Below are 13,840 nucleotides of genomic sequence, written 5' to 3' on the forward strand. Positions count from 1 at the left end.
GCGTGACACCCGGGCTACGCAGGCGTAGGCTCCGGGACGTGCAGACGATCCTCGTAGTACTCGCCTAGGCGCCGGCCGACCCGCCAGCCAGGCATCGTCCGCGCGCCGACCCCTCGCAGCCCACCTGACGGGCGGAGGGGCTTTTTCATGTCGGGGCCCGCACGGGCGCCGACGGGAGCCGCACCACCACACGCACGACCAGGGAGAGCGACATGGCACAGGGCACGCACCAGGCCCCGCCCAGCGGCCGTCCGGCCGCCGAGACCGCCCGGCAGCAGCCGGCCGTCACGCCGGCGGACGTACGGCCTGTCGCCCCGGGGCGTGCCGGTGGCGGTCCCGCCCCGGTCGTGGCGGCCGGGACCCCGATGTCCGGTGCGGAGTCGATCGTCCGCTCGCTCGAGGCGGCGGGGACCGAGGTCGTGTTCGGCATCCCCGGCGGGGCGATCCTGCCGACGTACGACCCGCTCATGGACTCCAGCGCCCTGCGCCACATCCTCGTCCGGCACGAGCAGGGCGCCGGGCACGCGGCCTCGGGGTACGCCTACGCGACGGGACGCGTCGGCGTGTGCATGGCGACGTCCGGCCCGGGCGCGACGAACCTCGTCACGCCGATCGCCGACGCGAACATGGACTCCGTGCCGCTCGTGGCGATCACCGGCCAGGTGGGTGCGTCGATGATCGGCACGGACGCGTTCCAGGAGGCCGACATCGTCGGCATCACGCTGCCGATCACGAAGCACAACTTCCTCGTGACGAACCCGGACGAGATCCCCCGGGTCATCGCGCAGGCCTTCCACATCGCGAGCACGGGCCGTCCCGGCCCGGTCCTCGTGGACATCGCGAAGTCGGCCATGCAGACGCAGACGACGTTCTCGTGGCCGCAGTCGCTCGAGCTGCCGGGCTACCACCCGGTCACCAAGCCGCACGCGAAGCAGATCCGCGAGGCGGCCCGCCTGCTGGCGACCGCGCGCCGCCCGGTCCTGTACGTCGGGGGCGGGGCGATCCGCTCCGGCGCCGCGGACGAGCTGCGGCGCCTCGTCGACCTGTCCGGAGCGCCCGCCGTCACCACGCTCATGGCGCGGGGTGCCCTGCCCGACTCCCACCCGCAGCACCTCGGGATGCCCGGCATGCACGGCACCGTCCCCGCCGTGGCGGCCCTCCAGAAGGCCGACCTCATCGTCGCCCTCGGCGCGCGCTTCGACGACCGGGTCACCGGCAAGCTGTCGTCGTTCGCGCCGCTGGCGACCATCGTGCACGCCGACATCGACCCCGCCGAGATCGGCAAGAACCGCCGGGCCGACGTGCCGATCGTCGGTGACCTGCGCGAGGTCATCGCCGACCTGCTGCCGGAGCTCGCCCGCGAGCACGCGCAGCACGGCAAGCCGGACCTCGAGGCCTGGTGGCGGCAGATCGACGACTGGCGCGAGACCTTCCCGCTCGGCTACACCGACCCGGACGACGGCCACCTCGCGCCGCAGCGCGTCATCCAGCGCCTGGGCGAGATCGCCGGGCCGGAGGCGATCTACGTCGCCGGCGTGGGGCAGCACCAGATGTGGGCGGCCCAGTTCATCCGCTACGAGCGGCCGAGCTCGTGGCTCAACTCCGGCGGCCTGGGGACCATGGGCTACGCCGTGCCGGCGGCCATGGGCGCCAAGGTCGGGGACCCGGACCGGACGGTCTGGGCGATCGACGGCGACGGCTGCTTCCAGATGACCAACCAGGAGCTCGCCACCTGCGCGATCAACGAGATCCCGATCAAGGTGGCGGTCGTCAACAACTCCTCGCTGGGCATGGTGCGCCAGTGGCAGACCCTGTTCTACGAGTCCCGCTACTCCAACACGGACCTGCACACCGGCCACGGCACGGCCCGCATCCCCGACTTCGTGAAGCTCGCCGACGCCTACGGCTGCGTCGGGCTGCGCTGCGAGTCGCCGGCGGACGTCGACGCGACGATCAAGCGGGCGATGGAGATCGACGACCAGCCCGTCGTCGTCGACTTCACCGTCTCCCGCGACGCGATGGTGTGGCCGATGGTCGCGGCCGGCGTGAGCAACGACGAGATCCAGTACGCCCGCGGCATCAGCCCCGCCTGGGACCGGGAGGAGTGAGCGTGCCCCGACCTCACCCGTCGTCCGTCCGGCCCGTCGTGGCCCTCCCCGCGCGTCCCGCCCAGCCCGAAGAAGGTGCAGCATGAGCCGTCACACGCTCTCCGTCCTCGTCGAGAACAAGCCCGGTGTGCTGACCCGGGTCGCCGGTCTGTTCGCCCGGCGCTCGTTCAACATCCACTCCCTCGCGGTGGGCCCGACGGAGCACGAGGAGATCTCGCGGATCACCGTCGTCGTCGACGTCGACGCCCTGCCGCTGGAGCAGGTCACCAAGCAGCTCAACAAGCTCATCAACGTCATCAAGATCGTCGAGCTCGAGCCGGAGGCCTCCGTGCAGCGGGAGCTCCTGCTGGTCAAGGTCCGTGCGGACGCGGCGACGCGGACGCACGTCCTGGAGATCGTCCAGCTGTTCCGGGCGCACGTCGTCGACGTCGTGCCGGACGCCGTCGTCGTCGAGGCCACCGGGAGCCCGGGCAAGCTCGACGCCCTGCTCGCGGCGCTCGAGCCCTACGGCATCCGCGAGATCGTCCAGTCCGGCACGGTCGCGATCGGTCGCGGCTCCCGGTCCATCACCGACCGCGCGCTCGAGCGCGTCGCGCGGAGCGCCTGAGCGCACCCGTCGGGCGCGCGCGTCCGACAGACGGCCGGTCCCGGGTACGGGGACCGTCGTCCACCACACTGGCACCACCACCCCGACACAAGGAGACACCCCCGTGGCAGAGCTGTTCTACGACGACGACGCCGACCTGTCCCTCATCGCCGGCCGCAAGGTCGCCGTCATCGGCTACGGCAGCCAGGGCCACGCGCACTCGCTGAACCTGCGGGACTCGGGCGTCGACGTGACGGTCGGCCTGCGCGAGGGCAGCACGTCGCGCGCCAAGGCGGAGGAGCAGGGCCTCAAGGTCGCCACCGTCGCCGAGGCCGTCAAGGGTGCCGACGTCGTCGTGATCCTCGCGCCGGACCAGTTCCAGCGGCACATCTACCGCGACGAGATCGAGCCGAACCTGGCCGAGGGCGCGGCGCTCGTGTTCGGGCACGGCTTCAACATCCGGTTCGGCTACATCAAGCCCGCCGAGGGTCACGACGTCCTCATGGTCGCCCCCAAGGGCCCGGGCCACCTCGTGCGGCGCGAGTACGAGGCCGGGCGCGGCGTGCCCGTCATCGTCGCGGTCGAGCAGGACGCGAGCGGGCAGGCGTGGGAGCTCGCGCTGTCCTACGCCAAGGCGATCGGCGGCCTCCGGGCGGGCGGCATCAAGACCACCTTCACCGAGGAGACGGAGACCGACCTCTTCGGCGAGCAGGCGGTCCTGTGCGGCGGTGCGTCGCAGCTGGTCCAGTACGGCTTCGAGGTCCTGACCGAGGCGGGCTACCAGCCGGAGGTCGCCTACTTCGAGGTGCTCCACGAGCTCAAGCTCATCGTGGACCTCATGGTCGAGGGCGGCATCGCCAAGCAGCGCTGGAGCGTCTCCGACACGGCCGAGTACGGCGACTACGTCTCGGGCCCGCGGGTGATCTCCCCGGAGGTCAAGGAGAACATGAAGGCCGTCCTGGGCGACATCCGCAGCGGCGCCTTCGCCGAGCGGTTCATCGCGGACCAGGACGCCGGCGCGCCGGAGTTCCAGGAGCTGCGCGAGAAGGGTCAGCAGCACCCGATCGAGGCGACGGGCCGCGAGCTGCGCAAGATGTTCGCGTGGATCAAGGACTCGGACTCCGACTACACCGAGGGCAGCGCGGCCCGCTGAGGCCTTCGGCGCCCTGAGTCGCTTGCGCCGCGCCGCGTCGCTCCGCGCGGCGTCGCCGTCGGTCGGCGGGCCAGGCAGAAGAGACGTGCGGGGCACGGGTGGTCAGGTCACCCGTGCCCCGCACGTTGGTCCGGTCAGGTCAGGCCCGGTCAGGGGAAGAGCAGGACCTCGCTGATGCCGTGGGCGACCTGCGGGTTGCCCAGGTTGATGTCCAGGTGGCTGGGCGACAGGTGCGCGTCACGGGCGCCGGCGCCGTCGAGGAGGAAGGTCTGCCGGGCGTTCGGGCGGCGGACGTCGACGACGAGGGTGTCCCCGCCCGCCGTCCCGAGCTCCGCGCCGTCCGCGGTGACGGCGACGGCCGAGGTGACCGTCGCGCCGAGGACGACGTGGTCGAGCAGCACCTGCTCGACGGCCGGGAGGCCGAGGGCGGCCACCGCCGCGAAGACGTCCGCCTCGCTGTCCAGCTTCTGGCCGGAGAGGTCCTGGACCAGGGCCCGGAACGCGCGGTCCGTCGGGATGAACGCGGTGAGCGCCACGTCGCCGTCGAGGAGGACGGTCACGGGGGTGCCCTCGACGCCGGTGGCGACCGCCACGACGGCCTGGGTGACGATGTCGAAGTCGTTCCAGTCGGAGTCGAAGTCGTCGCCGTCGGCCAGCAGCACCTCGGCGAGGCTGGTGGGGGCGTGGCCGGCCGCGGACGCGACGGGGGCCAGGGCGACGGTCGAACCGGCGGCGACGGCGCCGGCGGCGATGCAGGACAGCAGACGACGGTGACGCATGGAACCTGCTCCTCGTGGTCGTGGGGCGCACGGGACGGGCCGCCGTGCGCGGGGCCGGAGGGGCCTTGCACCCACTACGCCGCGGGGTGCCCGGTCGGATGCAGAACGCGGCGGTTCGTCCAGCGGTTCGTCCAGCAGCTCGTCCGGCGGCGTCCTCAGCGCGTCGTGTCGTGGGCGCGGTCGCGCAGGTCGGGAGGGTCCGGGCGCCCCACCGCGGTGTCGGCCTTCACCGCGCCCCGCCGCCCCCGGGGCCGGTCCGGCCCCACCGTCGTGTCGGCGTCGGTCTGGTGCTCGGCCTCGGCGTTGAGCTCGGCACCGAGCAGCACGGCCATGCTGGTCAGCCAGAGCCACAGCAGCAGGACCACGACGCCCGCCACCGTGCCGTACGTCCGGCCGTACGTGCCGAACCAGTCGACGTACAGCGAGAAGCCCAGCGACGCGAGCACCCAGATGACCGTGCCGACGACGGCGCCGACGCTCACCCAGGCCGTACGGGCGTCGCGACGCTCGGGCGCGTACCGGTAGGTGGCCGCCAGCGCGACGGCGGAGAGCACGGCGAGCCCGACCCAGCGGACCAGCCCGACGACGACGGGCGGGACGTCCGTGGTGTCCACGGCGACGGGCACGACAGCGACCACGCCGACGAGGACGGCGACGGTGACGATCGCGCCCAGCGTGAAGAGGAGTGCGGCGGCGCGGCGCCGTGCCCACCCGACCCGCTCCGTCTCGTCGTAGGCGAGGTTGACCGCGCTGATGAGGTTCGCGACGCCGACCGAGGCGGACCACAGCGCCGTCGCCACGGCGACCACGAGCCCGAGGGACAGGCCCTCCCGGTCCTCCGCGACGAGCTCCCGCATCTGCTCGGTGAGGAGGTCGGACGCCGACGGCGGCAGCACCGCGGCGACGTTGCGCACGTGGCCGTCGAGGTCCGCGGGGTCGGCGACGAGGCCGTACAGCAGCACGGCGGCGATGAGGGCGGGGAACAGCGCCAGGAACCCGAAGAACGCGACGCCCGCACCGACCAGGGGTACCCGGTCCTCGGCGGAGCGGCGCAGCGTCCGCACGAGGACCTGCCACCAGCCGCGCGCCGGGATCTCCTCCGGGGTCCGGGCGTGCGCACCCGGGTGGCGCTCGTCGATCGGGGCGGCCACGGGACCTCCTCGCGTCGGGGTCACGGTGGTGACCACCGCCAGTCTCCTGAACCGGGCGGCGGCGCGCAGCGCGGCGCGCACCGTGACGGGCAGGGCGGCAGGCCGGGCGAGGGGCAGGGCGAAGGGCAGGGCGAAGGGCAGGGCGACGGGCCGGGCGGCGGTCAGCGCGGCAGGACGGAGCTGCCGGAGGACGGCCCGGGTGGGGGAGACTGGCGGCATGAGCCAGCCCGAGGACGACGCCCAGCACCCCGAGCCCCTCACCCCCGAGGAGGAGGAGCGGGCCGCCGAGCTTCAGCGGTTCTGGGAGGTGGCGCGGTCCCGCGCCGGGCTCGGGCGGCTGAGCGCCGTCGTCGGGACGGGCGTCCTGGCCACGGTGCCGCCGCCCGTCGGGCGCCTGGCCGCCGAGCCGGCCCTGGCGGACGAGCGCCTCGCCCGCGTGCTCGACGGCACCGTCACGGCCGTCAGCGCGCCGCTGGAGGAGCTCGAGCGGGCCGGCGCGGACCTCCCGCAGGCGGACGACCTCTGGATCGCCACCGACGGGGCCGGCCGGCCCCGGGCGCTGCTGCGCACGACCGGTGTCGAGGTCGTGCGGCTCGCCGACGTCGACGCGGACCACGTGCGCGCGGAGGCGGGGCACGACGACGTCGCGGCGTGGCGCCGGGAGACCGACGGCGCGCTGCGCACCGCGCTCGGCACCGAGCCCGACGACACGACCCCGCTGCTGGTGGAGCGGTTCGTCGTCGTCTTCCCCTGATCGCGCGCGCTCCCTGACCCCGAGAGCCTGTCCGGATGGCGGTATGCCCGTCCCGCTGACTGGGACGCGTCGCTAGGGTCGGCCCATGGGACGCACCGTGAAGCTCGCCGTCGTCGCTGGTGACGGCATCGGGACCGAGGTCGTGGAGCAGGGCCTCGCGGTCCTCGAGGCCGCCGTCGCGGGCAGCGACGTGACCTTCGGGACGACGGAGCTCGACCTGGGGGCGCGCCGCTGGCACGCGACCGGCGAGACGCTCACCGACGAGGACTTGGCGACCATCCGTCGCCACGACGCCATCCTCCTCGGCGCGATCGGCGACCCGGGCGTCCCGTCGGGCGTCCTGGAGCGCGGCCTGCTGCTGCGCCTGCGGTTCGAGCTGGACCACTACGTCAACCTGCGCCCCGGTCGGCTCTACCCGGGGGTGCGGTCGCCGCTGGCCGAGCCCGGTGAGATCGACTTCGTCGTCGTGCGGGAGGGCACCGAGGGCCCCTACGTGGGCAACGGCGGCGCCATCCGCGTCGGCACCCCGCACGAGGTCGCCAACGAGGTCAGCGTCAACACCGCCTTCGGCGTGGAGCGCGTGGTCCGCGACGCCTTCGCCCGGGCCCAGGCGCGGCCGCGCAAGCACCTCACGCTCGTGCACAAGCACAACGTCCTCGTTCACGCGGGCCACCTGTGGCGCCGCACCGTCGAGCGCGTCAACGCGGACTTCCCCGACGTCACGACCGACTACCTGCACGTCGACGCCGCGACGATCTTCATGACGACCAACCCGTCCCGGTTCGACGTCATCGTCACCGACAACCTCTTCGGCGACATCATCACCGACCAGGCCGCCGCCATCTGCGGCGGCATCGGGCTCGCCGCCTCGGGCAACATCAACCCGGACCGCACCTCGCCGTCGATGTTCGAGCCGGTGCACGGCTCCGCGCCGGACATCGCGGGCCAGGGCAAGGCCGACCCCACCGCGACGGTCCTCTCGGTGAGCATGCTCCTCGCGCACCTGGGGCTCGACGACGCCGCGGGGCGGGTCGAGCGGGCGGTCGCCGCGGACCTCGCCGAGCGGGGTGCGCGAGTACGGTCGACGGCCGAGGTGGGCGCCGACCTCGCTGCCCGCGTGCGCGGGTAGCACCGGACGCGTCGTCGTGCCGCGTCGGCCGTCACCCCGGTACCGTCTGGGACCGAGCGGGCTCACGCCCCGGTGAAAGGATCGACATGAGCACCACTGCTGCTGCTGCATCGACCGCGGACCGCTTCGAGGTCCGCCCCAGCACCACCGCCCGCTCGTCGGACGAGCGGGACGCGATCCTGCAGGCGCCGACCTTCGGGACGGCGTTCTCGGACCACATGGCCCGGGTCTCCTGGACCGCCGACGGCGGCTGGGCCGACCGCCGCGTCGAGGCGTACGGCCCGCTGGTCCTCGACCCGGCCACGGCGGTCCTGCACTACGGGCAGGAGATCTTCGAGGGCCTCAAGGCGTACCACCACGCCGACGGGTCCGTCTGGACCTTCCGCCCCGAGGCGAACGCCGCCCGGTTCGCCCGCTCCGCGCGGCGGCTGGCCCTCCCGGAGCTGCCCGTGGAGGACTTCCTCGGCTCGATCGAGGCGCTGGTGCGGACCGACCTGGCGTGGGTGCCGTCGGGGGAGGAGACCAGCCTGTACCTGCGTCCCTTCATGTACGCCTCCGAGGTCTTCCTCGGCGTGCGCCCGACGCGGCAGGCCGAGTACGTCCTCATCGCCTCGCCGGTCGGGCCGTACTTCTCCGGCGGGCTCAAGCCCGTGTCGATCTGGGTCGTCCGCGACTACCACCGGGCCGGCCCCGGCGGGACGGGCGCGGCGAAGTGCGGCGGCAACTACGCCGCGAGCCTGCTGCCGCAGCAGCAGGCCCAGGCGCGCGGCTGCGACCAGGTGTGCTTCCTCGACGCGCCGACGGGCTCCTACCTGGAGGAGCTCGGCGGGATGAACGTCTTCGTCGTGCGTGCGGACGGCTCGGTCACCACGCCCGAGCTCAACGGCTCCATCCTCGAGGGTGTGACGCGCTCCTCGATCCTCACGCTGCTCGGCGAGGCCGGCCACGAGGTGCACGAGCGCCCCGTGCCGCTCGAGGAGGTCCGCAGCGGGCTCGAGGACGGCTCGATCACCGAGATGTTCGCGTGCGGGACGGCGGCGGTCGTCACGCCGATCGGCCGGCTCGCGAGCGACGACTTCGACCTCACGGTCGGCGACGGCGCCACCGGTGCCGTCACCTCCGCCATCCGGACCCGGCTCACCGACATCCAGTACGGCCGCGCGGAGGACCCGCACGGCTGGATGCGCCGGCTGGTGTGACGGCTGCGGTACGTGCGGCGTCGTGCGTCCGAGAGCCGATCCCCCGAGGCCCCAGGTTCGGGACAGAGCGGTCGCGTCCCAGGATGTGACCGCTCTGTCCGACCCCCGGACGCTGTGGCATGATGACCGCGTGACCTGGATCACCCTCATTATCGAGTAGCGCGTTCGGCACACCCGCCGGACGCGCAGACCTCCCGTACCTCGGGGGGTCTTTTTGTTGGTCCGGGCACCACCCCAGCCCGGACCGTCGCCACAGCCGGCGCCACCCCCTGCCGGCGGGCCCAGGCACTCGAGCACGACCCGGCCGCACCCGCTGCCCCGCACCGCGGGGCCGGACGAAGAGAGCACGACGTGGACACCACGACCTTCGACGTCTACGACACGACGCTGCGCGACGGCGCCCAGCAGGAGGGGATGAACCTCTCCGTCGCGGACAAGCTGACGATCGCCCCGCTCCTGGACGAGCTCGGCGTCGGCTACATCGAGGGCGGGTGGCCGGGCGCCATCCCCAAGGACACGGAGTTCTTCAAGCGGGCGGCCAAGGAGCTCGACCTGAGGCACGCGGAGCTGGCCGCCTTCGGGTCCACCCGCAAGGCGGGCGCCCGGGCCTGGGAGGACGCCCAGGTCCGCGCGCTGCTGGAGTCCGAGGCGCCGGTCGTGACGCTCGTCGCGAAGAGCGACATCCGTCACGTGGAGCGCGCGCTGCGCACCACCGGCGAGGAGAACCTCGCGATGATCTCGGACACGGTGTCCTTCCTCGTGGGGGAGGGGCGGCGCGTCTTCCTCGACGCCGAGCACTTCTTCGACGGCTACCGGTACGACCCCGACTACGCGCTGCGCGCCATCGAGACGGCGTTCGCCGCCGGTGCCGAGGTGGCGGTCCTGTGCGACACCAACGGAGGCATGCTCCCGGACCGGGTGCACGAGGTGGTCCAGGCCGTCCGGGAGCGCGCGGCCGGCCGGCTCGGCATCCACGCGCACAACGACTCCGGGTGCGCGGTGGCGAACAGCATGGCCGCCGTCGCGTCGGGCGCCTCGCACGTCCAGGGCACCATCAACGGCTACGGCGAGCGGACGGGCAACGCCGACCTGCTGACCGTCGTGGCGAACCTCGAGCTCAAGGAGGGGCAGCGCCTCCTCGCGGGTGCGGGGCTGCGGGAGATGACGCGCATCGCCCACGCCATCAGCGAGGTCACGAACATCGCGCCGTTCGCGCGCCAGCCGTACGTGGGGGCGAGCGCGTTCGCCCACAAGGCTGGCCTGCACGCCAGCGCCATCAAGGTCGACCCGGACCTGTACCAGCACGCGGACCCGGTGGCCGTGGGCAACGACATGCGCATGCTCATCTCCGACATGGCGGGCCGGGCGTCCATCGAGCTCAAGGGGCGTGAGCTCGGGTTCGACCTGTCCGGCCAGGGAGAGCTGCTCTCCCGGGTGACGAACCGCGTCAAGGACGCGGAGGCCCAGGGCTACACCTACGACGCCGCCGACGCCTCGTTCGAGCTGCTGCTGCGGGAGGAGCTCGACGGCGCCCGGCCCGCCTTCTTCCGGACGGAGAGCTGGCGGGTCTTCGTCGAGACCGTCCCGGGGGACCCCACGGACGCCTCGAGCGAGGCGACGGTCAAGGTCCACGTCGGGGGGGAGCGGGTCATCGCGACGGGCGAGGGCAACGGCCCCGTCAACGCCCTCGACCACGCGCTGCGCAAGGCGCTGCTCCCGTGCTACCCGGAGATCGAGCGCTTCGAGCTCATCGACTTCAAGGTGCGGATCATGGACACCCAGCACGGCACGGACGCGACCACGCGCGTGCTCGTGGAGACCATGGACACCGGCGCGGAGACCACCTGGAGCACGGTGGGCGTGGGCCCGAACATCGTCGAGGCCTCCTGGGAGGCGATCGTCGACTCGATCGTCTTCGGGCTCCTGCGCGCGGGGGTCCAGCCGCGCCCGTGACCGGTGGGTGGTGCGCTCACGGGTGAGCGCACCGCCCCTCGACCGGGCTCAGGCGCGCAGGGCCCCGGTCGGCCGGTCCAGCGGGGTGTGTGCGGGGTCGACCCGCTCGCCCTCGCGGACCGGGCCCGGCGGGGTGCCGTCGCCGAAGGGGCGGCCGCCGAGCGACTCGCGCCCGTGGGCCGTCACCCAGCCGGAGAGGTCCGGGCCGTGCGGCACGATCTGCGTCGGGTTGATGTCCGTGTGGACGACGTAGTAGTGCTCCTTGATCTGCTGGAAGTCCACCGTGTCGCCGAAGCCGGGGGTCTGGAACAGGTCCCGCGCGTAGGCCCACAGCGCCGGCATCTCGCTGAGCTTGTTCCGGTTGGCCTTGAAGTGGCCGTGGTAGACCGCGTCGAAGCGGACGAGCGTCGTGAACAGCCGGACGTCGGCCTCGGTGATCGTGTCGCCCACGAGGTAGCGGCGGGTCGTCAGGTGGTCCTCGAGGTGGTCCAGCGCCGCGAAGAGCCGGTCGAAGGCCTGCTCGTAGGCCTCCTGGGACCCGGCGAAGCCGCACCGGTACACCCCGTTGTTGACGTCCCGGAAGACCCTGTCGTTCATCGCGTCGATCTCGGCCCGCAGGTGCTCCGGGTACAGGTCCGGCGCGCCGTCGCGGTGGTGCGCCCGCCACTGCGTGGACAGGTCCAGCGTCATCTGGGCGTAGTCGTTCGTGACGACGGCGCCGGTGGTGACGTCGACCAGCGCGGGCACCGTGATCCCGCGCGGGTACTCGGGGTCGCGGCGCAGGTAGGCCTCCTGCAGGCGCTCGATCCCCAGCACGGGGTCGCGGCCGTCGGGGTCCAGGTCGAACGTCCACGACCGGGCGTCGTGCGTCGGCCCCGGCGTGCCGAGCGAGATCGCGTCCTCCAGCCCGAGGAGCCGCCGCACGATGATCGCCCGGTTCGCCCAGGGGCACGCCCGCGCCGCCACCAGGCGGTAGCGGCCGGGCTCGACGGGGAAGCCGTCGCGGCCGTCCTCGGTGATCCGGGTGGGGATGTACCGGGTGTCCCGGGTGAACTCCTTGCCCTTGACCGTGTAGGTCCCGCCGGTGCTGTGCTCGGGGTGCTGCTCGCTCACCGCGACCTCCTGACTAGTTCATGATTCAACTAGTCTATGTCGGGCAGTGCTCCTGTGCCAGGGGGAGTGGCTGCTCGCACCGGTCGTGCGCATGCAGCGCCGGCGCGCGCCGGGCTCAGGAGGTCCGGGCGCCGAAGACGGCGGTACCGATCCGCACCATCGTCGCCCCCTCGGCCACGGCGAGCTCGAGGTCCCCGCTCATCCCCATCGACAGCTCGCGTGCGGTGGACGTCCCCGGTGCGCCGGAGGCACGCACCGCATCCCGGATCGCACGCAGCCGACCGAAGCCGACGCGCACGAGGGCCTCGTCGTCGGTGTTCGCCCCGATCGTCATGAGCCCGGTGAGCCGCAGTCGTGGCAGGGCGGCGACGGCCAGGGCGAGGTCCGTCGCCCCCTCGGGGTCCACGCCGTCCTTGCTCGCCTCCCCGGAGACGTTGACCTGGACCATGACGTCCAGCTCGCGGTCGGTGGTCTCGCAGCGACGCGCGAGGCGCTCCGCGAGGGCGAGCGTGTCGACGCTCTGCACGCAGTCCGCCCAGCGAAGCGCGGCGTTGACCTTGTTGGACTGGAGGTGCCCGATCAGGTGGAGCTCCGCACCGAGGTCCGCGAGCTCCGGTGCCTTCGCCGCGAGCTCCTGCACGGTGTTCTCACCGAGCAGGGTGCCGCCCGCGAGCACGGCCTCGCGGACGACGGCGGCCGGCATGCGCTTGGAGGCCAGGAGCAGGCGGACCTCCGACGGGTCGCGGTCCACGGCTCGCGCGGCGGCGGCCACCCGCGCCTGCGCCGCGGCGAGCCGGGCTGCCAGGTCGCCGTGGGAGGAGTCTGTCGCTGGCACAGCGTGACTGTAGCCGGGTGCGTCCGGGCCGGCGGGCGTCGTCACACCGAGGCGGAGGTCCGCGTCATGACGACGACGGCGGTGCCCGACGGGCCCCGGCACCCTGCGGGAGGATCGGTCACCATGAGCCAGGACGACGACGACCACGAGCGCCCGACGACGGGCTCGGACGCCGCCACGGAGGCCCTCGCCGCAGAGTTCGAGGCGCACCGGCGCCGGCTCACGGGGCTGGCGTACCGCATGCTCGGCACCCTCGCCGAGGCGGAGGACGTCGTCCAGGACGCCTGGCTGCGCCTGGCGCGGGTCCGGCGCGACGAGGTCCGGGACCTCGGTGCGTGGTTGACGACGGCGACCTCCCGGCTCTGCCTGGACCGGCTCCGCTCCGCGCGCTCCGAGCGGGAGGTCTACGTCGGTCCGTGGCTGCCCGAGCCGGTCGTCGAGGAGCAGGACGGTCCGGCCGCGCGGGTCGAGGTGGACGAGTCGGTCCGCCTCGCACTCCTCGTCGCCCTCGAACGGCTCACCGCCGAGCAGCGTGTCGCCCTCGTCCTCCACGACGTCTTCGCGCTGCCGTTCGAGGAGGTGGCGGAGGTGCTCGCCGTGACGCCCGCCGCGGCGCGCCAGCTCGCGAGCCGCGCGCGGCGCGCCGTCGAGGACCAGCGGGTGCCCCGGCCGGTCGACGCCACCCTCCAGCGGGAGGTGGTCTCGGCCTTCGTCGCCGCGGCCGCGGGTGGGGACGTCGGCCACCTGGTGCGCGTGCTGGCCCCGGACGTCGTGCTGCGCAGCGACGGGGGCGGCCGCGTCCGGGCGGCCCTGCGGCCGGTCGCCGGTGCCGACGGCGTCGCGCGCTTCCTCCTCGGCCTGGTCGAGCGCTCGGCGGGCGATGTGCGGGTCGTGCCGGTGCTCGTCAACGGCGAGGTGGGCCTCCTGGTGAGCGCCTCGACCGCTGCGGGCAGCGACCGATCCGTGCTCGTCCCGCACGTCGGACCCACGGGCACGGTGACGGGCGTGGACATCGTGCGCAACCCCGAGAAGCTCCGCCGGGTCCCGGCCCGGCTCTGGGGCACCTGACCGCGTGGCACC

General features: G+C 73.6%; 12 protein-coding genes. 8 read left to right on the forward strand and 4 right to left on the reverse strand.

All coding sequences use genetic code 11. The features are described from left to right. Positions 1-212 precede the first annotated feature (212 nt). The 3 genes from N866_RS01755 to ilvC all read left to right on the forward strand — a co-directional run bounded on the left by N866_RS01755 (position 213) and on the right by ilvC (position 3,847). Positions 213-2,108 (forward strand): acetolactate synthase large subunit, encoded by a 1,896-nt coding sequence (locus N866_RS01755; RefSeq protein ID WP_034221792.1) that lies wholly within the window; start codon positions 213-215, stop codon positions 2,106-2,108. An 82-nt stretch (positions 2,109-2,190) separates the two neighbouring features. Beyond that, positions 2,191-2,715, forward strand: coding sequence for an acetolactate synthase small subunit (gene ilvN / locus N866_RS01760; RefSeq protein WP_034221794.1), 525 nt, complete (start codon positions 2,191-2,193; stop codon positions 2,713-2,715). 103 nt (positions 2,716-2,818) lie between these two features. Further along, complete coding sequence (gene ilvC / locus N866_RS01765) at positions 2,819-3,847, forward strand: ketol-acid reductoisomerase (RefSeq protein ID WP_034221796.1); 1,029 nt, start codon at positions 2,819-2,821, stop codon at positions 3,845-3,847. Between the two features lie 149 nt (positions 3,848-3,996). Here the strand turns inward: ilvC and N866_RS01770 are convergent, their stop codons facing one another. Together N866_RS01770 and N866_RS01775 are read right to left on the reverse strand one after the other, a co-directional pair. Next, positions 3,997-4,626 carry a fasciclin domain-containing protein gene (locus tag N866_RS01770; protein WP_034221798.1) on the reverse strand — a complete coding sequence of 210 codons (630 nt, stop codon included), beginning with the start codon at positions 4,624-4,626 and terminating at the stop codon, positions 3,997-3,999. Positions 4,627-4,781: 155 nt separating this feature from the next. Next, on the reverse strand, positions 4,782-5,996 hold the full coding sequence (locus N866_RS01775; RefSeq protein WP_155855152.1) for a YihY/virulence factor BrkB family protein: 1,215 nt from the start codon (positions 5,994-5,996) through the stop codon (positions 4,782-4,784). On the opposite strand from N866_RS01775, the gene N866_RS19645 reads away from it, so the two are divergent. The 4 genes from N866_RS19645 (at position 5,995) to cimA (ending at position 10,812) form a co-directional block, all read left to right on the forward strand. Beyond that, a complete protein-coding gene (locus N866_RS19645; protein WP_052022248.1) occupies positions 5,995-6,531 on the forward strand; it encodes an ASCH domain-containing protein in 537 nt (178 codons plus the stop codon). The two genes, N866_RS01775 and N866_RS19645, sit on opposite strands and share 2 nt — an antisense overlap. A gap of 85 nt (positions 6,532-6,616) precedes the next feature. Then, positions 6,617-7,660 (forward strand): 3-isopropylmalate dehydrogenase, encoded by a 1,044-nt coding sequence (locus N866_RS01785; RefSeq protein WP_034221800.1) that lies wholly within the window; start codon positions 6,617-6,619, stop codon positions 7,658-7,660. A gap of 86 nt (positions 7,661-7,746) precedes the next feature. Then, complete coding sequence (locus tag N866_RS01790) at positions 7,747-8,859, forward strand: branched-chain amino acid aminotransferase (RefSeq protein WP_034221802.1); 1,113 nt, start codon at positions 7,747-7,749, stop codon at positions 8,857-8,859. Between the two features lie 351 nt (positions 8,860-9,210). Beyond that, a complete protein-coding gene (gene cimA / locus N866_RS01795; RefSeq protein WP_034221804.1) occupies positions 9,211-10,812 on the forward strand; it encodes a citramalate synthase in 1,602 nt (533 codons plus the stop codon). Positions 10,813-10,860: 48 nt separating this feature from the next. On the opposite strand, the gene N866_RS01800 is transcribed toward cimA, so the two are convergent. After that, positions 10,861-11,925 (reverse strand): glutathione S-transferase family protein, encoded by a 1,065-nt coding sequence (locus N866_RS01800; RefSeq protein ID WP_034221806.1) that lies wholly within the window; start codon positions 11,923-11,925, stop codon positions 10,861-10,863. A gap of 115 nt (positions 11,926-12,040) precedes the next feature. Beyond that, positions 12,041-12,760, reverse strand: a complete 720-nt coding sequence (locus tag N866_RS01805) for a YggS family pyridoxal phosphate-dependent enzyme (protein WP_034221842.1) — start codon at positions 12,758-12,760, stop codon at positions 12,041-12,043. Between the two features lie 123 nt (positions 12,761-12,883). Here N866_RS01805 and sigJ point away from each other — a divergent pair, with 123 nt between their 5' ends. After that, positions 12,884-13,828 (forward strand): RNA polymerase sigma factor SigJ, encoded by a 945-nt coding sequence (gene sigJ, locus N866_RS01810; RefSeq protein ID WP_034221844.1) that lies wholly within the window; start codon positions 12,884-12,886, stop codon positions 13,826-13,828. Positions 13,829-13,840 lie beyond the last annotated feature (12 nt).

Source organism: Actinotalea ferrariae CF5-4, assembly GCF_000603945.1.
Taxonomy (GTDB): domain Bacteria; phylum Actinomycetota; class Actinomycetes; order Actinomycetales; family Cellulomonadaceae; genus Actinotalea; species Actinotalea ferrariae.

Bases quoted from the DNA above. Each gene is read 5' to 3' on its own strand.
- N866_RS01755 (WP_034221792.1), top strand. From the start codon at position 213: ATGGCACAGGGCACGCACCAGGCCCCGCCCAGCGGCCGTCCGGCCGCC.
- ilvN (WP_034221794.1), top strand. From the start codon at position 2,191: ATGAGCCGTCACACGCTCTCCGTCCTCGTCGAGAACAAGCCCGGTGTG.
- N866_RS01770 (WP_034221798.1), bottom strand. From the start codon at position 4,626: ATGCGTCACCGTCGTCTGCTGTCCTGCATCGCCGCCGGCGCCGTCGCC.
- N866_RS19645 (WP_052022248.1), top strand. From the start codon at position 5,995: ATGAGCCAGCCCGAGGACGACGCCCAGCACCCCGAGCCCCTCACCCCC.
- N866_RS01775 (WP_155855152.1), bottom strand. From the start codon at position 5,996: ATGCCGCCAGTCTCCCCCACCCGGGCCGTCCTCCGGCAGCTCCGTCCT.
- N866_RS01785 (WP_034221800.1), top strand. From the start codon at position 6,617: ATGGGACGCACCGTGAAGCTCGCCGTCGTCGCTGGTGACGGCATCGGG.
- N866_RS01790 (WP_034221802.1), top strand. From the start codon at position 7,747: ATGAGCACCACTGCTGCTGCTGCATCGACCGCGGACCGCTTCGAGGTC.
- sigJ (WP_034221844.1), top strand. From the start codon at position 12,884: ATGAGCCAGGACGACGACGACCACGAGCGCCCGACGACGGGCTCGGAC.